12 protein-coding genes are annotated in these 17581 nt (G+C 65.2%); 6 read left to right on the plus strand and 6 right to left on the minus strand.

Features of this window, described 5'->3' with window-relative positions; all coding sequences use genetic code 11:
• Nucleotides 1-365 precede the first annotated feature (365 nt).
• Nucleotides 366-749, plus strand: a complete 384-nt coding sequence (locus SA190iCDA_RS06305; RefSeq protein ID WP_070884389.1) for a hypothetical protein — start codon at nt 366-368, stop codon at nt 747-749.
• Between the two features lie 167 nt (nt 750-916).
• Here the strand turns inward: SA190iCDA_RS06305 and glyA are convergent, their stop codons facing one another.
• Together glyA and SA190iCDA_RS06315 are read right to left on the minus strand one after the other, a co-directional pair.
• The gene (gene glyA / locus SA190iCDA_RS06310) at nt 917-2170 is read right to left on the minus strand and encodes a serine hydroxymethyltransferase (protein ID WP_070884388.1); all 1254 of its coding nucleotides are present in this window, start codon (nt 2168-2170) and stop codon (nt 917-919) included.
• A gap of 125 nt (nt 2171-2295) precedes the next feature.
• Nucleotides 2296-6462 (minus strand): EAL domain-containing protein, encoded by a 4167-nt coding sequence (locus SA190iCDA_RS06315; RefSeq protein WP_170833908.1) that lies wholly within the window; start codon nt 6460-6462, stop codon nt 2296-2298.
• Between the two features lie 392 nt (nt 6463-6854).
• Here SA190iCDA_RS06315 and ettA point away from each other — a divergent pair, with 392 nt between their 5' ends.
• Nucleotides 6855-8519, plus strand: a complete 1665-nt coding sequence (ettA, locus tag SA190iCDA_RS06320; RefSeq protein ID WP_070884387.1) for an energy-dependent translational throttle protein EttA — start codon at nt 6855-6857, stop codon at nt 8517-8519.
• A 275-nt stretch (nt 8520-8794) separates the two neighbouring features.
• Here the strand turns inward: ettA and rtcA are convergent, their stop codons facing one another.
• The 4 genes from rtcA to SA190iCDA_RS06340 all read right to left on the minus strand — a co-directional run bounded on the left by rtcA (nt 8795) and on the right by SA190iCDA_RS06340 (nt 12573).
• Entirely contained in the window at nt 8795-9820 is a 1026-nt protein-coding gene (gene rtcA / locus SA190iCDA_RS06325) for an RNA 3'-terminal phosphate cyclase (RefSeq protein ID WP_070884386.1), read from the minus strand.
• A 134-nt stretch (nt 9821-9954) separates the two neighbouring features.
• Nucleotides 9955-10743 (minus strand): nucleotidyltransferase domain-containing protein, encoded by a 789-nt coding sequence (locus SA190iCDA_RS06330; RefSeq protein WP_070884385.1) that lies wholly within the window; start codon nt 10741-10743, stop codon nt 9955-9957.
• Nucleotides 10744-10758: 15 nt separating this feature from the next.
• Nucleotides 10759-11337 (minus strand): hypothetical protein, encoded by a 579-nt coding sequence (locus tag SA190iCDA_RS06335; protein WP_070884384.1) that lies wholly within the window; start codon nt 11335-11337, stop codon nt 10759-10761.
• Nucleotides 11338-11346: 9 nt separating this feature from the next.
• Nucleotides 11347-12573 carry an RtcB family protein gene (locus tag SA190iCDA_RS06340; protein ID WP_070884676.1) on the minus strand — a complete coding sequence of 409 codons (1227 nt, stop codon included), beginning with the start codon at nt 12571-12573 and terminating at the stop codon, nt 11347-11349.
• 499 nt (nt 12574-13072) lie between these two features.
• On the opposite strand from SA190iCDA_RS06340, the gene SA190iCDA_RS06345 reads away from it, so the two are divergent.
• The 4 genes from SA190iCDA_RS06345 (at nt 13073) to SA190iCDA_RS06360 (ending at nt 17448) form a co-directional block, all read left to right on the plus strand.
• A complete protein-coding gene (locus SA190iCDA_RS06345; protein ID WP_070884383.1) occupies nt 13073-13666 on the plus strand; it encodes a YiiX family permuted papain-like enzyme in 594 nt (197 codons plus the stop codon).
• A gap of 2 nt (nt 13667-13668) precedes the next feature.
• Nucleotides 13669-15267, plus strand: a complete 1599-nt coding sequence (gene rtcR / locus SA190iCDA_RS06350) for an RNA repair transcriptional activator RtcR (RefSeq protein ID WP_070884382.1) — start codon at nt 13669-13671, stop codon at nt 15265-15267.
• A 195-nt stretch (nt 15268-15462) separates the two neighbouring features.
• Nucleotides 15463-16797: an NADP-specific glutamate dehydrogenase gene (gdhA, locus tag SA190iCDA_RS06355; protein ID WP_070884381.1), complete on the plus strand. Its 1335-nt coding sequence runs from the start codon at nt 15463-15465 to the stop codon at nt 16795-16797.
• Between the two features lie 186 nt (nt 16798-16983).
• Nucleotides 16984-17448: a hypothetical protein gene (locus SA190iCDA_RS06360; protein WP_139159438.1), complete on the plus strand. Its 465-nt coding sequence runs from the start codon at nt 16984-16986 to the stop codon at nt 17446-17448.
• Nucleotides 17449-17581: the final 133 nt, after the last annotated feature.

The following is a 17581-nucleotide window of genomic DNA, read 5'->3' on the forward strand; positions in this document are numbered from 1 at the left end:
CTAGGGTCTGTTGCCGTTTCACGCACGGCCGCGCCGGAGCCCGTTTTGTCGCGAGGCAAGGCACGAGCCGCGAAGTTTAGCTAGCTAAATGAGCCGGCGAGAAACGCCGCATCGCGACAAAACGGGCCCGGCCCTACGGGTTGTGCGGGAAATCTCGCCATGCGTCGTTGGAGGACTTGGCAAGGGAACAACCATTCCCTGCGTCCTCCGCCTAGCCTGGCGAGATTTCTCGCGGCAACGCGGCTCGCGTTGAAACGGCAACAGACCCTAGCACATCCGTACTATTTCGCCGGGCAGGCACGCTTTCTAGAATCCCCGACATCGCTTCGGCACCGGGCCGGAGCCCAGTGATCGAGGGAACTGACATGGGTATCAAAGGAACGCTTGGGGCTCTGCTGATGGCGCCGATGCTGGCCAGCATTGCCGGGTGCCTGCCGCAGAACACCCAAAGCCAGGGGCTGCACAGCTCCCAGGTGGCCAATGGCGCTGCACCCTGTACGCCGAGCACCTCCGACAGCCTGATTTCCACGGGCCGCAGCCTGCTGAGCATCGCCAACTCGGTGCTGGAAACCCAGCAGAGCATGCAAGGCAACTCCACCACCTATGCCCAGCGCATGCAGGCAGCGGAGAAGGCCCAGAAGGTCAACCAGGGCAACGAGGTACTCAACAATGTCGAGAGCATGACCGCCGGGCTGGGCGCCGGTGCACCGTGCACCGCGGCTGCCGCGCCGGCCGCCGCATCGCGTTGAGCAGGACGGTATAGCCGCGCGATCCCCGCCTGAACGACCCGCCGAAAAAGCCGCGCCCTTGCGCGGTTTTTCCGTTTGCGCCTGCCGTTATGCTTGATCCCGCTGCAGAAAACACAGGCATAAAAAAGCCCGGCATCAGCCGGGCCCTCTAGTTGCAGCGCGGGCGCTTACTTGCCGTACACCGGCAGCTTGGCGCAGATGGCCTTGACCTTCTCGCGAACGGCGCCGATCACCGCTTCGTTGTTCAGGTCGGCGAGGATGTCGCAGATCCAGCCAGCCAGCTCGCGGCACTCGGCTTCCTTGAAACCGCGGGTGGTAACGGCCGGGGTGCCGAAGCGCAGGCCCGAGGTCACGAACGGCGAACGCGGGTCGTTGGGCACCGAGTTCTTGTTGACGGTGATGTAGGCCTTGCCCAGGGCGGCGTCAGCGTCCTTGCCGGAGATTTCCTGCTTGATCAGCGAGAGCAGGAACAGATGGTTCTGGGTGCCGCCGGAGACCACGTCGAAGCCGCGCTCGATGAACACTTCGGCCATGGCCTGGGCGTTCTTCACGACCTGCTGCTGGTAGGCCTTGAACTCGGGCTGCAGGGCTTCCTTGAAGCAGATCGCCTTGGCGGCGATGACGTGCTCCAGCGGGCCGCCCTGGGCGCCCGGGAAGACCGCGGAATTGAGCTTCTTCTCGATCTCGGCGTTGGCCTTGGCGAGGATCAGGCCGCCGCGCGGGCCGCGCAGGGTCTTGTGGGTGGTGGTGGTGACCACGTCGGCGAACGGCACCGGGTTCGGGTACACGCCAGCGGCGACCAGACCCGCCACGTGGGCCATGTCGACGAACAGGTAGGCACCGACCTTGTCGGCGATGGCGCGGAAGCGCGGGAAGTCCAGCACCTGGGAGTAGGCGGAGAAGCCGGCGACGATCATCTTCGGCTTGTGCTCCACAGCCAGGCGCTCGACTTCGTCGTAGTCGATCAGGCCGTTGGCGTCGATGCCGTACTGCACGGCGTTGTACAGCTTGCCGGAGGAGGACACGCTGGCACCGTGGGTCAGGTGGCCGCCGTGGGCCAGGCTCATGCCCAGGATGGTGTCACCGGCGCTCAGCAGGGCCAGGTAGACCGCGGCGTTGGCTTGCGAGCCGGCGTGGGGCTGGACGTTGGCGTAATCGGCGCCGAACAGCTCCTTGGCGCGATCGATGGCCAGTTGCTCGACCACGTCGACGTGCTCGCAACCACCGTAGTAACGCTTGCCCGGGTAGCCTTCGGCGTACTTGTTGGTCAGTACGCTGCCCTGGGCTTCCATCACCGCTGGGCTGGTGTAGTTTTCCGAGGCGATCAGCTCGATGTGCTCTTCCTGGCGCAGAGCTTCTTGCTGCATGGCTTCGAAGAGCTCGGCGTCGTACTTGGCAATGGTCAAATCACGGCTGAACATGGCAATCCCCTGAAAGTCAGCTGGGCGGAAGAAATAGGGTGCGGATTCTACCGCATCCGAGCTGACCAGGCATATGAAGCGTGATCATGAGCGGGACAAGTGGCGCTCACGACGTGCGCGCCTCGCTAAACCATGAACAGGCTGCGCCCGCAGAATTGCGCCTCGAAGCGGTGGGCGGCCATCGGCCGGCCCAGCAGGTAGCCCTGCACCTCGTCGCAGTCATGGGTACGCAGGAAGTCGAGCTGCTCCTGGGTCTCCACGCCCTCGGCGATCACCGACATGTTCAGGCTGTGGGCCATGGCGATGATGGCCCGGGCGATCTGTCCGTCCTGCTCGCCCTGGGGCAGGCCGTCGACGAAGCTGCGGTCGATCTTCAGCACGTCGATGGGAAACTGCTTGAGGTAGTTGAGCGACGAGTAGCCGGTGCCGAAGTCGTCGATGGCGATGCACACCCCGAGGTTCTTCAGGTCGGTGAGGGTCTGCAGCGCGGCGCCGACGTCCTGCATGAGGATGCTTTCGGTCAGCTCCAGCTCCAGGCACGCCGCCGGGATGCGGCTGTCAGTGAGGATGCGTTCGATGCGCTGGCGCAGGTCGCCGTCGCTGAACTGGCGGGCCGAGAGGTTCACCGACACTTTCGGCACGCGGATCTTGTTGTGGTGCCAGATGCTCAGCTGGCGGCAGGCTTCGGCCAGCACCCAGTCGCCGACCTGCACCACCAGGCCGAGTTCTTCGAGCACCGGGATGAACGCATCGGGTGCCACCAGACCGCGGGTGGGATGCTGCCAGCGCAGCAGCGCCTCGACGCCGGTCAGACGCTTGCCGTTGCCGGAGAACTGCGGCTGGTAGTGGAGCAGGAATTCGCCCTGCTCCAGCGCATGGCGCAGGTCGCCCTCGAGCTCCAGGCGCTCCAGGGCGCTGGCGTTCATGTCCGCCTGGTAGAACTGGAAGTTGTTCTTGCCGCGCTCCTTGGCGTGGTACATGGCGGTGTCGGCGTTCTTCATCAGTTGGCTCGGCTCGTTGCCGTCCTGGGGGCCGAGGGCGATACCGATGCTGGCGGTGACGAAGAATTCGCGGCCTTCGAGCACGAAGGCCTGGGCCAGGCTGGCGAGGATCTGTTCGGCGACGTGGATGGCGCGGTGCAGGGCGGCATCGCGGCTGGCGCTGGAGCGCAGCAGCAGGGTGAATTCGTCGCCGCCCATGCGCGCCACGGTGTCGTCCTCGCCCACGCAGGCGGCCAGGCGCACGGCCACGTCCTTGAGCATGCGGTCGCCGGCGGCATGGCCCAGAGAGTCGTTGATCGGCTTGAAACGGTCGAGGTCGAGGAACATCAGCACCACCCATTCGCGGTGCCGTTCGGCATGCTGCAGGGCGGTGTGCAGGCGGTCCTGGAACAGCGTGCGGTTGGGCAGCTGGGTCAGGGCATCGTAGTAGGCCAGGCGGTGGATGCGCTGTTCGCTGGCCTTGCGCTCGCTGATGTCGCTGAAGAAGCACACGTAACTGACCAGGTCGCCTTCCTCGTCGTGCACGGCGGTGATGCCGACCCACGCCGGGAAGTTCTCGCCGTCGCGGCGCTTGAGCCAGATCTCACCTTCCCAGGTGCCGCGCTGGTGCAGCTGGTTGAGCACGTAATGCAGGTGGGTGCTCTGCTGGCTGTCGGCGGTGAGCATGCCGGGCAACTGGTCGAGCACCTGCTCGGCGCTGTAGCCGCTGACCCGGCTGAAGGCATTGTTGACCTGTACGATGTAGCCCGCCGGGTCGGTAACCAGGATCGCCGCCGTGGAGTGCTCGAATACCGTGGCCGCCATGCGCAGGTCCTTCTCGGCGCGGCGCTGCTGGGCCACGTCGCGGCCGACGCCGAGCAGGCCTTCGAACTTGCCGTTGTCGTCCCACATCGGCAGCAGGCGCAGTTCCACGGGAATCTTGCGGCCGTCGGCGCGCAGGAAGTCGAGGATGAACACCTGGGGGGTGAGGGTTTTGCGCAGCTCGTGCATCTGCTCCTGTACCCCGAGGGCACCGCGGATGCGCTCGAGCAGGGCGTATACCACGGCCAGTTGCTGCGGGTTGGTGGCCAGGCCGCCGAAGCCGTTGGCCTGCACCCACGCGGCGGAATAGCCCAGCACGGTCTGCACCGAGGGGCTGACGTAGTTGAGGTTGAGCTGGCTGTCGGTGGAGAAGATCACGTCGCTGATGCTCTCGGCGAGCATGCGGTAGCGGTGCTCGTTCTCGCGCAGCGATTCGTTGCGGGCGATCTGCCCGGTGATGTCCTTGGCCACGCTGATCAGGCGGCTGACCCAGCCATTGGCGTCGCGCGCCAGGGCCTGCTCGGTGATGCTGAACCAGCGCCAGGAGCCGTCACTGTGGCGCACGCGCAGCTGCGATTCGAGCAGCACCCCATTGCCCAGCACGCGCTGCTGGTTGCGCACGCGTTCGTGCAGGTCCTGGTCATCGGGGTGGACGAGCAGCCGCCACCAGTCGTCGCCCTTGCTTCGTACGCTGCTCTCGTCATAACCCAGGCGGCTGGCAAAGTCGTGGTTGCTGAACAGCAGCGTGCGGGTGGGCAGGTCGGTGACGTACAGGGTGTCCGGCACTGCCCGCACCACCTCGGACCAGAAGCGTTCGCGCTCGACCAGCGACAGCTCCATGCGCTTGCGGCTGGTGATGTCACTGATGCTCAGGGCGACCGCGTGCAGATCCTCGGGGCTTTCCGGCAGGCGCATCACCAGCCACAGGTGGCGGATGATGCCGTTGGCGCCTTCGATGTGGCTTTCCAGCTCCAGGTGGCCGCCGCCGTCGAGCAGCGCGGCGCTGAGCTGGGCGCGGAAACCCTCGGCACGCACCGCGCCGCGGTTGATCAGCTGTTCCCAGGCCTGCTCGGTGGTGCTCACGCCGAGCAGGCGCAGGGCGATCTGGTTGGTTTCGGTGAAGCGCATGTGCTGCAGCAATTCGCCATGGCGCTGGGAGTTGGCGTCCAGCCAGGGTTTCAGTTCGGCGCCACTGTTCAGGCCCTGCTCGCGCAGGAAGTGGTAGAGGCCGGCGAGGTCGAGCACGCACAGCGCCGTGCCGGTGCCGTCGAAGATATCCTGATAGCGGCGGCGGGTTTCCTGCAGCACGCGGGTCGCCTGCTGCTGTTCAGTGACGTCGCGCAGCACCCAGACGAAACCCTGCTGGCGCTCGGCATCACCGAGGTCGCTGCGGCTGATGGTGAACAGCCGGCTCTGGCCGTGCTGGCGGATTTCCACCAGGTCCGGGCCCTGGTCGCTGTGAAAGGCCGGAGTGTGCAGCAACAGTGGGTTGAGACTCGGCAGCAGTTCGAGCAGGTGCCACTGGCTCGCGTGCTGGGTGGCCAGGCCGAACATCGCCTCGGCCTGGGGGTTGAGGTAGGTCAGGCGGCCGGTGGCGTCGGTGACCAGCACCCGTTCCTCGATCGCGCCCAGGGCGCCGGCGGCCTGGTGCAGCGAGCGCCGCGAGGCAAGGTTGAGCGCGTGCAGCTGGCCCTGTTCGCGCACCAGGCGATACAGGGCGAACAGGGTGAGCAGGCTGCACAGGGTGAACAGCAGGATCTTGCCGAGCATTTCCGGCAGCACCTGGGCCTGCACCTTGCTTTCATCCAGCATTGCGCGCAGCTGCCAGTCGGAGCCGGGCAGGCTCTGCAGCACGATGGTCTGCGCCTGGTTGGCGGCCGTGACCGACGGGTAGTTGCGCGCCTCGGCGTCGAGGCCCCGGGAGTCGGCGATCACCCGCAGGTCGGTGGCATCCTCCAGCTGCCAGGACACGTCTTCCTGGGGCGCCTTGAGCAGCCAGCGACCGAGGGCGCTGACATGCAGCTGCAATGCCCAGTAGCCGTCATCGACGCGCAGCAGCAGGTCGAGGTGGCCGCCCTCGATCGGATCGAACACGTAGTAGTAGCTGTGCGTGCCGCTGCGCGCGATCAAGCCGGCGAGCAGTGCCTGTTCGGCCGGCGCCAGGGTGCTGCCCGGCCGCGGCTGCCCGTTGGCATCCAGGTGGGCGAGGCGCTGCAGGGAGGGGAAGACCAGGCGCAGGTTGTCCAGGTAGCGCTGGTGCTGGTCGACCGAGTCGGACGGCTCCCGGGTGGCGTGCAGCACCGCGGAGCCGGCGTTGGCCATCGACGCCATGCTCAGGCTCAGCTGCTTGGCGAGTTGCTCGCTGACCGCCAGGTTGAGGGCGCGCTGGTTGTCCTTGAGCTGGCGGAACTCGAATTGCAGTTGCCAGAGCAGCAGCACCAGCAACCCGAGCACCAGCACGACCAGCGCGCCCTTGAGGGAGCGACGCATGGGAATGATCGTGGTATCGCGCTGAGGGCGATTGGTTTCGGCGGCTGACACGTGATGACGTCCTGCAACGGCGGGGTCGAGTAGGCAGGTGGTGCTGCGAAAAAGGGTGTTCAGGGCGTCCGCTTCCCGGGGCGGCTAGCATGCCACAAATGTGGCGAAGTGCCAGCCCAGGCGACGAATGTCGCACACTTGCTACTCTTCCTAGTCTGGCGCAGATCGCCGAAAATGCCCGGTCAGCGCTGTACCCTCACCCGGGCAGCTCATCTCTGTTAAGTACGGGTGTGCGGAATGGCTTGGCGCGCCTGCGGGCGCGGCATTTATCCGTTTGCGTGAGGCGGCGTCTTGGCATAGGGTGCGCGCCATCGTCGCCATTTATTAGTGAGGTCTGAATTTTGGCTCAATACGTCTACACCATGCATCGGCTGAGCAAGGTCGTGCCGCCGAAGCGCGAGATCCTCAAGAACATCTCCCTGTCGTTCTTCCCGGGCGCCAAGATCGGTGTGCTGGGCCTCAACGGTGCCGGTAAATCGACCCTGCTGCGCATCATGGCGGGCGTGGACAAGGAGTTCGATGGCGAAGCCCGGCCGATGCCGGACATCAACGTCGGCTACCTGCCCCAGGAGCCGCAGCTGGATCCGGCCAAGACCGTGCGCGAAGTGGTCGAGGAAGCGGTCAGCGTGGTCAAGGACGCCCAGGCGCGCCTGGACGAGGTCTACGCCGCCTACGCCGAGCCCGATGCCGACTTCGACAAGCTGGCCGCCGAGCAGGCCAAGCTCGAAGCCATCCTGCAGGCCAGCGACGGTCACAACCTGGAGCGCCAGCTGGAAGTCGCCGCCGACGCCCTGCGCCTGCCGGCCTGGGACGCCAGGATCGAGCACCTGTCCGGTGGCGAGAAGCGCCGCGTGGCGCTGTGCCGCCTGCTGCTGTCGGCCCCCGACATGCTGCTGCTCGACGAGCCGACCAACCACCTGGACGCCGACTCGGTGGCCTGGCTGGAGCGCTTCCTGCACGACTTCCCCGGGACCGTGGTGGCCATCACCCACGACCGTTACTTCCTCGACAACGTCGCCGGCTGGATTCTCGAACTCGACCGCGGCGCGGGCATCCCGTACGAAGGCAACTACTCGGGTTGGCTGGAGGCCAAGTCGGCGCGCCTGGCCCAGGAGTCCAAGCAGCAGTCGGCCCACGAGAAGGCCATGAAGGAAGAGCTGGAGTGGGTGCGCAAGGGCGCCAAGGCCCGCCAGTCCAAGTCCAAGGCGCGTCTGCAGCGCTTCGAGGAAATGCAGTCCCAGGAATTCCAGAAACGCGCCGAGACCAACGAGATCTACATCCCGGCCGGCGCGCGCCTGGGCGACAAGGTCATCGAGTTCAAGAACGTCACCAAAGGCTACGGCGACCGCGTACTGGTCGAGGACCTGTCGTTCAGCGTACCGAAGGGCGCCATCGTCGGCGTGATCGGCGGCAACGGTGCCGGTAAGTCGACCCTGTTCCGCATGCTGATGGGCAAGGAAACCCCGGACTCGGGCAGCATCGAGATCGGTGAAACCGTGCAGCTGGCCTGCGTCGACCAGAGCCGCGAGGACCTGGACGGCAGCAAGACCGTCTGGGAAGCGGTGTCCGACGGCCTGGACATGATCAAGATCGGCAACTACGAAGTCCCGTCCCGCGGTTACGTGGGCCGCTTCAACTTCAAGGGCGCCGACCAGCAGAAGTTCGTCAAGGACCTCTCCGGTGGTGAGCGTGGCCGTCTGCACCTGGCCCTGACCCTGAAGGAGGGCGCCAACGTCCTGCTGCTCGACGAACCGTCCAACGACCTCGACGTGGAAACCCTGCGCTCGCTGGAAGACGCGTTGCTGGACTTCCCCGGCGCCGCCATCGTGATCTCTCACGATCGCTGGTTCCTGGACCGCGTGGCGACCCACATCCTCTCCTACGAGGACGACGGCGTGATCTTCTTCGAAGGCAACTACACCGAGTACGAAGCCGACCGCAAGAAACGCCTCGGCGACGCCGCCGCCCAGCCGCACCGGGTACGGCACAAGAAGCTGGCGCAGTAAGCGCTGTGGTAGAAAAAACGGAGCCTCAGGGCTCCGTTTTTTTATGGCTGCCTTTCCTTGGCGCGTTTTCGACTTGCTTCCATTTCGATGACCGCAATGTGGCGGAAGCGGCCTTTCGTAGGGTGGACGACGCTTCATCCGTCCACCGCTCTGCGAGCGCAATGGTGGACAAAAAGAGCGTTGTCCACCCTACGCTGGGAACGTCCGCTCTTGCCTTATTGCCGTCGACTCAAGGGACTGCGCGTTCGCCGGTAGACAGCGATCGTGAACAGGTTCTAGTCGCGGCCACCGACCTCGACCCGCAACCCCTTGCCGGTCGGCGTGCAGCGCACGGTCACCGGGCAGAAGGCTTCGATCACCTGGATATTGCTCTGCAGGTGCTCGCTCAGGTGCGTGGTGGTGAAGCTGCCGCTGCCCGCCAGGGCCATCGGTAGCAGCAACTGGTCGGCCAGGTGCTCGGCCACTGCCGCGCCGCTGGCCAGCCACTGCCGCAGCGGTTCGATGGCTTGGTCGGCGACCGCTTCGGCCCGCACGCTGGTCTGCCCAAAGGCACAGAACTGTTCCGTCAGTTGCTCGCAGGCCACCGTCAGCATCAGGATATTGCCCGGGCCGTGTTCCTGATTCAGCCAGGTGCAGTGCAACTGGTCGTCCGGCCACTGCAGGCGTTTGCCGACCCGCGCCAGCTCGCGTTCGCCCACGTGGCCGGGAATACCGGCCAGCAACACGTCCGCGCGCTGTTCGATCACGGCGCCGCGCTCGCACAGGTGCAGGGGCGTCAACCGCGAGGGCTGGATAAATGCCTCCAGCGCGCCGCCACCGGCAGGCACGAAGCCGTGGCGGTGCAGTTGCAGCTCGACCCGGCCACCCATGCGCCGCAGCAACGGTAGCCAGGCCCGGTCGAGAAAGTCGAAGGGCGGCGCGGCCGGGTTGTGGGTGCCGCCGCTGATCTGTACGCGACTCGGCTCGGCGGCCTGCAGCAGGGCCGGCAGAATGGTCTGCAACACCAGGGTGCAGCTACCCGCCGAACCGATGGCGAAGCGGTACTCGCCGCCGCGGATCGCTCCGGGACGAAACACCAGGCTGGTCCCATGCATCTCGGCACCCTCGGTTTCGGCCCCGCTGATTTCGGCGGCGGCCAGTACCGCGGTCAGGTGCTGGCGCAACAGGCCCGGCCGGCTGCGCCTGGCGCGAATGTTGGTAATGCGAAACGGCGTGCCGGTGATCATCGACAGACTCAGCGCCGTGCGCAGCACTTGGCCGCCGCCGAAGACGCCGTCGAGTTCGAGAATATCCTTGTTCATGGTGAATCCTTTGATCGTTATCGTTCCCACGCTCTGCGTGGGAATGTCCATCAGGACGCTCCGCGTCCCTCTCGACTGTGGCCCGCGTTCTTAGCCCAGGTGTCGCTTCGTTCGACCCAGGCTACGAAGGCGGCTCAGGCGTAACGGCCGACCATCTCACGCAGGTAGGCGTCGAGCAGGCCGCTGTCCGCCTGGGTGCGCGGCAGCATCGGCACCGGCCGTTCCAGCTGCGCCTCGATAAAGGCGTGCAGGGCAGGGCGGCGCGGGCCATAGGCCGACTCGTCGGCGCTGCGCTTGAGGGCCAGCAGTTGGTCAACTTCGGCCAGCAGTGCCGTGTCGTCCACCGTCTGCAGCAGGTCGGCGAAGGTCATCGGCGGCCGGCCACGGCCCTGGTCGATCCACAGCACGGCCAGCAGCGGGCGCAGCACGTAGAAGTACTTCTTCAAGCGCACCGTCTCGCCCTGCAGGTAGCCGCGAAAGTTCTTCCTGGCCATCGACAGGTAGTGATTGCGCGCCGCCGGCGGGCTGTAGAAATGCTCGGCCAGCTCGCGCAGGCGCGCCGTGGCCTGATCTTCCTGGCGGTACACCAGGGGCGAGTCGAGCCACTCCAGCAGCGTCGGGTTGGATTTGCGCAGCAGGCCCAGGGTCTTGCGCAGCTCCCAGCCGCTGACGTCCAACTCGTCATCCAGCGGCCGCTCGATCACATCGCGCGGGGTATCGACCTGGACGAACCAGTCCGGCTTTTCCACGTAGACGAAGCGCACGTCGTAGTCGCTATCCGTCGAGGCGAAGCCCCAGGCGCGGCTGCCCGACTCGCAGGCATACAGCACCTTGACGTTGCGCTCGCGTTCGACCCGTTCGAGTTCAGCCAGCACCCGGGCGCGCATGGCGTCGCTGAGGGGGTGGCGTTGTTGCATGTCCATGTCTTCCATCCTTGTCTAGTCTGTCGCGCTGGCGGCCAGCGCCGACAATGTCCGGCGTCGCGGGTTGTACAGGGTGAGGCACCAGATGCCCCACCACTCCTTGCCGTCGTCGAAGTAGCTGCTCCAGGCGCTGCGTTGCGGATCTTCGTGCGCATCGCCGACCCAATCGAGCACCTGCAGCTGTTCATCGGGATACAGTCGCAGCATGTGCTGCCATTCGCGAAAGTCCGCCACTTGCAACGCGGTGCCGTAGGGCGGGTTACGGAAGTTGCGGCACAGCAGGCCATTCTCGCTGGCCAGCTCGCGGATTGCGTCGTTAGTGAGCGGCTGTGAGCGGGCCTGACCTAGATCCGCAGTGCACGCGGGCCAGCGATGGTTCGCGCAACTGGCATCCTGGGCTATCAGTTTCCGTTGCCAGATCCGCGCGCGCTCCTCGATGCCTTCGAACAGCAACCCCAGCGCCTGCCGATGCTCCAGCTCGCCGGGCGTGGCGGTCGAGTCGAGCGTGGCCACCACGAAGTCGAACACGTAGCCCGCTTCTTCCAGGCGGGTGCGCAGTTCATCGAGTCGCTGGCTTTGCATCGGTTGCAGCATGGCCTCTCCTTATCCTTTCACGCACACCACCTGACGCAGGGTGTGCACCACTTCCACCAGCTCGCGCTGGGCGTCCATGACCTGGTCGATGTCCTTGTAGGCCATCGGGATCTCATCGATCACGTCGGCGTCCTTGCGGCATTCGACGTGGGCCGTGGCCTTGATCTGGTCTTCCACTGTGAACAGCTTCTTGGCGCGGGTTCGGCTCATGGTGCGCCCGGCGCCGTGGCTGCAGGAGCAGAACGCTTCCTCGTTACCCAGACCGCGCACGATAAAGCTCTTGGCACCCATGGAGCCTGGGATGATGCCCAGTTCGCCTTTCTTTGCCGACACTGCGCCTTTGCGCGTTACCAGCACTTCTTCACCGAAGTGACGTTCCTTCTGCACGTAGTTGTGGTGGCAGTTCACCGCTTCCAGGGCGACCTCGAACGGCTTGGCGATCACCCCGCGGGCCGCCGCGATCACCGCGTGCATCATCAGGGCGCGGTTCTGCTTGGCGAAGTCCTGGGCCCAGCCCACCGCTTCCACGTAGTCGGCGAAGTGCTGGCTGCCTTCCTCGAAGTAGGCCAGGTCACGGTCCGGCAGGTTGGCGATGTGCTGGCGCATATCGGCCTGGGCCAGTTCGATGAACAGGTTGCCGATGGCGTTACCCACGCCGCGCGACCCACTGTGCAACATGAACCAGACCCGGTTCGCCTCGTCCAGGCACACCTCGACGAAGTGGTTGCCGGTTCCCAGGGTTCCCAGGTGCTTGCGGTTGTTGGTCTTCTCCAGCCGCGGGTACTTGTCGGTGATTGCCTTGAAGCGTCCGCTCAGCGCCGACCAGGCGTGGTCGGCCATCTCCGGCACGTTTTCCCAGGCGCCCCGGTCGCGACCTCCACGGGTATTGCTACGCCCGTGGGGCACGGCCTCCTCGATAGCGGCGCGCAGGCCGGCCAGGTTGTCCGGCAGGTCGTGAGCCATCAGCGAGGTGCGTGCGGCAATCATGCCGCAACCGATGTCCACCCCGACCGCTGCCGGGATGATCGCGCCGACCGTGGGAATCACGCTGCCGATTGTCGACCCCTTACCCAGGTGCACGTCCGGCAACACCGCCAGGTGCTTGAAGATAAAGGGCATCTTCGCGGTGTTCATCAACTGCTGCTTGGCGTCTTCCTCGACCGGAACGCCTTGCGTCCACAGCTTGATCGGCTTGCCGCCTGCGACTTCCAGCAGGTTGTAGCTCTTGGTTTGCATCATCATTCACTCGTATTCGGGCTGGCCGTGCCAGCGTGTTTGCAGTGCGGCGACAATCGTTGATGAAACATGCGCGTTGCTCTATCCAGTTGAGCTACCCGTCGCCGGGGCGGGAGTCGAACCCGCAACCTTCACGTCCTGTAGTTCCACCGGCGCTCGCCGGGTCGATCAAAAAGGCGGGGCAGGCCCCCGTGCAGCGATGAGTGGATGGGCACATTGGCTCTACCAATTGCGCTACAGCCGTAATGGTGAACAGGTTGAAGTTGGCCATCGTGGCGTCTCGCTGTGTTGTGCGTTGTTGCCAGAGCAAGTGCAGCGGTTATGCCAGTTTTTTATTCGAGGTTTCAAAATATTTATAAGTTATTGAATTTAAACGATTTTAAATTTTATCCGGGGATCTTCCGGGCAGCCTAAGGTGAACAACTTCAAGAAAATATATATTTTTTGATATCGTTATTTATCTTTTTGGATAAATCAGCCAGCGCTTCAAGGAGGAGCCATGCGTGTTCTGTCGGTTCTGCTCGCCATGCTGTGGGCCGCTTTTGCCCATGCCGAGCCGTCGCTGCGTGAAGGCGACCTGATCTTCCATCAATCGCGCTCCTCGCAGAGCCTGGCCGTGCAACTGGCCACCGGCTCGCGCTACAGCCATATGGGCATGCTGCTGCGCAAGGACGGCCAGCTACAGGTGTTCGAAGCCAGCGCCACGGTGCGCTACACGCCTTTGCCGCAATGGGTGGCGCGGGGCGAGGGTGGTCATTACGTGGTCAAACGCCTGCATGCGGGTATCGATGATGCAGGGCTGATCAAGCTGCGGCATGAGGCCGAACGGTTCAGCGGGGCCCGTTATGATCTGACCTTCGAGTGGTCGGACAGCCGCCTGTATTGCTCCGAACTGGTCTGGAAGGCCTACCAGCGCGCCCTGGGCGTGGAGATCGGCGCCTTGCAGCGGGTGCGTGACTTCAACCTGGCGGCGCCGGCGGTGCGCGCCAAGATGCGTGAGCGTTACGGCGACAAGGTGCCGCTGGATGAACCGGTGATCTCGCCGCTGGCGATGTTCGAATCACCGCTGCTGTTTACCGTAGGGGAGCGCTGAACATGACCCGCAAGCGTACCGTCGCCATCGGCTTTATCGGCGCCACCCTGGATCGGGTCGGCAAGGGCGCCAATCGCTGGAACAAGTGGCGGCCGAGCATCGGTCTCTGTCAGCAGCCGGACTTGCTGATCGATCGCCTGGAGCTGATCCATGGCGTCGATGCACGGGATATCAGCCTGGCCGAGCGCATCCGTGCCGATATCGAGCAGATCTCCCCGGAGACCGAAGTGCGCCTGCAGCCGTTGCACCTGCGCAACCCCTGGGATTTCGAGGAGGTATACGGCGCGCTGCATGACTTCACCAGCGGCTATGCCTTCGATACCGAGCGCGAGGACTACCTGGTGCACATCACCACCGGGACCCATGTGGCGCAGATCTGCTGGTTCCTGCTCACCGAGGCGCGCTACCTGCCGGCGCGGCTGGTGCAGACCTCGCCGGCGCGCAAACGAGATGAGCAGGCGCCGGTGACTGGCACCCACGCGCTGATCGACCTCGACCTCTCGCGCTACGACCGTATTGCCACGCGCTTCCAGCATGAGCGGCTGGAGGGGCTGGCGTTTCTCAAGTCCGGCATCGCCACGCGCAACGCGGCGTTCAACCGTTCCATCGAGCAGATCGAGCGGGTCGCCGTACGCTCCTCGGCGCCGATGCTGCTGATCGGCCCGACCGGTGCCGGCAAGTCGTTCCTGGCCCGCCGCGTTTACGAGCTCAAGCGCAGCCGCCATCTGGTCGACGGCCGCTTCGTCGAGGTCAACTGCGCGACGCTGCGTGGTGACGGCGCCATGTCGGCGTTGTTCGGGCATATCAAGGGCGCCTTCACCGGCGCGCAGAATGCCCGCGACGGTCTGCTGCGCGCTGCCGATGGGGGTATGCTGTTTCTCGACGAGATCGGCGAGTTGGGCCTGGACGAGCAGGCCATGCTGCTCAAGGCCATCGAGGAGAAGCGCTTCTTTCCCATGGGCGCGGACAAGGAGGTGAGCAGCGACTTCCTGCTGATTGCCGGCACCCATCGCGACCTGCGTGCGCGGGTCGCCGACGGGCTGTTTCGTGAAGACCTCCATGCGCGCATCAACCTGTGGACCTTCGAATTGCCGGGGTTGGCCGGGCGCCGCGAGGACATCGAGCCGAACATCGATTTCGAACTGGAGCGCCACGCCCGCGAGCAGGGGCGGATGGTGCGCTTCAACCTGGAGGCGCGGCGCCGCTACCTGGCCTTCGCCAGTTCCAGCGAGGCCGCCTGGCAGGGCAACTTCCGTGAGCTGTCGGCCTCGATCACCCGCATGGCGACCCTGGCCGACAGCGGGCGTATCGACGAGGCGCAGGTGCAGGAGGAGATCGAGCGGCTGCGGCGCGCCTGGGGTTTGGTGCCGGATGGGCTATCGAGCCTGCTGGGCGAGGCGGCCGGTGATATCGACCTGTTCGACCGTCTGCAGCTGCAGGCGGTGATCGACATCTGTCGGCAGGCGGACAGCCTGTCCGAGGCGGGCCGGCGTCTGTTCGATATCAGCCGCCAGGCCAAGGCGCAGCCCAATGATGCCGACCGCCTGCGCAAGTACCTGGCGCGCTTCGGCTTGAGCTGGCAGTCCCTGCGCGGCGAGTGATCTTTTGGTGCGAAATGATGCCGACTTGGTGCGTTGTCTAGGCTGATGAAGGCCCTGTTTTCAGCGGCCTATTTACAGTAAAGCACCAAAAAGTTTCATAAAGGCGTCATTTTGCCCTTTTTAAGGGCGCTCTGTTCTTGCTAGAGTCCCGCCACTTTTCATTGCGCGGCGCAGCAAGACGCCAGGGAGCCTGCCATGAGCATGTCCGTCGACCATTTCCTCGAACGCCTGAAACAACGCGATCCCCACCAGCCTGAATTCCACCAGGCGGTGGAGGAAGTGCTGCGCAGCTTGTGGCCGTTCCTGCAGGCCAACCCTCGCTACCTGGAGGCGGGCATCGTCGAGCGTCTGGTCGAGCCGGAACGTGCCGTGCTGTTCCGCGTGCCATGGGTCGACGATGCCGGGCGCGTGCAGGTCAACCGTGGCTTCCGCATCCAGATGAACAGCGCCATCGGCCCGTACAAGGGCGGCCTGCGCTTTCACCCCTCGGTGAACCTCAGCGTGCTCAAGTTCCTGGCCTTCGAGCAGACCTTGAAGAACTCCCTGACCTCGCTGCCCATGGGCGGCGGCAAGGGCGGTGCGGACTTCGACCCCAAGGGCAAGAGCGACGCCGAGGTGATGCGCTTCTGCCAGTCGTTCATGACCGAGCTGTACCGCCACATCGGCGCCAACCTGGACGTGCCGGCCGGCGACATCGGTGTCGGTGGCCGCGAGATCGGCTATCTGTTCGGCCAGTACAAGCGCCTGGCCAACGAGTTCACCTCGGTGCTGACCGGCAAGGGCCTGACCTACGGCGGCAGCCTGATCCGCCCGGAAGCCACCGGCTACGGCTGCGTGTACTTCGCCGAGGAAATGCTCAAGACCCGCGGGCGCACCTTCGACGGCCAGCGCGTCGCCATCTCCGGCTCCGGCAACGTGGCGCAATACGCCGCGCGCAAGGTCATGGATCTGGGCGGCAAGGTGATTTCCTTCTCCGATTCCGCAGGCACGCTGTATGTGGAAGAGGGCTTCAGCGAGCAGCACTGGCAGGACGTGATGGCGCTGAAGAATCAGCAGCGTGGCCGCCTGAGCGAACTGGACGGCGGCGCGTTGCGCTTCCAGGCCGGTCAACGGCCCTGGGGCCTGGCCTGTGATATCGCGCTGCCCTGTGCCACCCAGAACGAGCTGAACCTGGAGGACGCCCAGGCGCTGCTCGGCAATGGCTGCGTATGCGTGGCCGAGGGCGCCAACATGCCGACCACCCTGGACGCGGTGGACCTGTTCGTCGAGCACGGCACCCTGTTCGCCCCGGGCAAGGCCTCCAACGCCGGCGGCGTGGCGGTCAGCGGCCTGGAAATGTCGCAGAACGCCATGCGCCTGCACTGGAGCGAAGGCGAGGTGGACGAGAAGCTGCACGGCATCATGCAGTCCATCCACAACGCCTGTGTACGCCATGGCGAGGAAAATGGCGGCATCAACTACGTCAAGGGCGCCAACATCGCCGGCTTCGTCAAGGTGGCCGACGCCATGCTCGCCCAGGGCGTGGTCTGACGGCCGCCCGCGCGGCCGGGCAATCCGGCTGCGCCGCCAGCACCAGCCGTCTTGCCGACGGCTGGTCGACAACACCCTCTCACTGTCACGACGCTTACACACAAGGCGCCGACAATGCCCTCCCGTCGTGGCGCAGGATGGCGCCGCGCGTGTTGGCAATACCACCGCAGCAATGAGAGTCGTGTCATGAAACAGATCCCAGGAATGCTCGAAGGCGCCATGGCCGTCCGCTTCTACCAGAGCGTGCAGGGGCCTTTCCCCATCGAAATCGGTGCCGCGGTGCCAGGCACGAGCATGTCCGCCATCGTCAAACCGGCTGCCAGCCCCGTCGCGCTGGACGCCACCTGCGAGGAACACCTCGGCCTGTCGCTGCTCGAAGCCGAAGCGACCGGCCTGGCCGCCGGGAAGGTCTGCGACCAGCTCAATGCCTTCCTGGTCGGGCGCCGGGTCAATTGCAGTGGCGCGGCGGAAGTCGAGGCGGTGAGCCAGCTGTTCCAGGCTGCCGGCGTGGAGCTGGAGTTCTCGCTGTCGACCCTCGACGCCGCCGCGCTGTACCTGCCCGATGCGCCGCCGGTCGACCAGTACCCGGAAAGCGTCGCCCGCGACCTGTTCGTGCTGGCCAGGCCGTTCGAGGTCTGGCGCTTGCGTTGAGCGCAGCGCCGCCGCGGCTGGTTCGCTTTCGCATCGTTATGTGGATAAAGATGCGAACTTCTGGTACATGACAATCGTTATCGAATAGACTCCCGCGCCACCGGCTCGCTCTGCCATGCCCGTCTCATCCTGC

The sequence above is a fragment of the Pseudomonas argentinensis genome (genome assembly GCF_001839655.2).
Classification (GTDB): domain Bacteria; phylum Pseudomonadota; class Gammaproteobacteria; order Pseudomonadales; family Pseudomonadaceae; genus Aquipseudomonas; species Aquipseudomonas argentinensis_B.

Coding starts and splice junctions, on each gene's coding strand:
- SA190iCDA_RS06305 (WP_070884389.1), top strand. CDS start 366: ATGGGTATCAAAGGAACGCTTGGGGCTCTGCTGATGGCGCCGATGCTG.
- glyA (WP_070884388.1), bottom strand. CDS start 2,170: ATGTTCAGCCGTGATTTGACCATTGCCAAGTACGACGCCGAGCTCTTC.
- SA190iCDA_RS06315 (WP_170833908.1), bottom strand. CDS start 6,462: ATGCGTCGCTCCCTCAAGGGCGCGCTGGTCGTGCTGGTGCTCGGGTTG.
- rtcA (WP_070884386.1), bottom strand. CDS start 9,820: ATGAACAAGGATATTCTCGAACTCGACGGCGTCTTCGGCGGCGGCCAA.
- SA190iCDA_RS06330 (WP_070884385.1), bottom strand. CDS start 10,743: ATGGACATGCAACAACGCCACCCCCTCAGCGACGCCATGCGCGCCCGG.
- SA190iCDA_RS06335 (WP_070884384.1), bottom strand. CDS start 11,337: ATGCTGCAACCGATGCAAAGCCAGCGACTCGATGAACTGCGCACCCGC.
- SA190iCDA_RS06340 (WP_070884676.1), bottom strand. CDS start 12,573: ATGCAAACCAAGAGCTACAACCTGCTGGAAGTCGCAGGCGGCAAGCCG.
- SA190iCDA_RS06345 (WP_070884383.1), top strand. CDS start 13,073: ATGCGTGTTCTGTCGGTTCTGCTCGCCATGCTGTGGGCCGCTTTTGCC.
- rtcR (WP_070884382.1), top strand. CDS start 13,669: ATGACCCGCAAGCGTACCGTCGCCATCGGCTTTATCGGCGCCACCCTG.
- gdhA (WP_070884381.1), top strand. CDS start 15,463: ATGAGCATGTCCGTCGACCATTTCCTCGAACGCCTGAAACAACGCGAT.
- SA190iCDA_RS06360 (WP_139159438.1), top strand. CDS start 16,984: ATGAAACAGATCCCAGGAATGCTCGAAGGCGCCATGGCCGTCCGCTTC.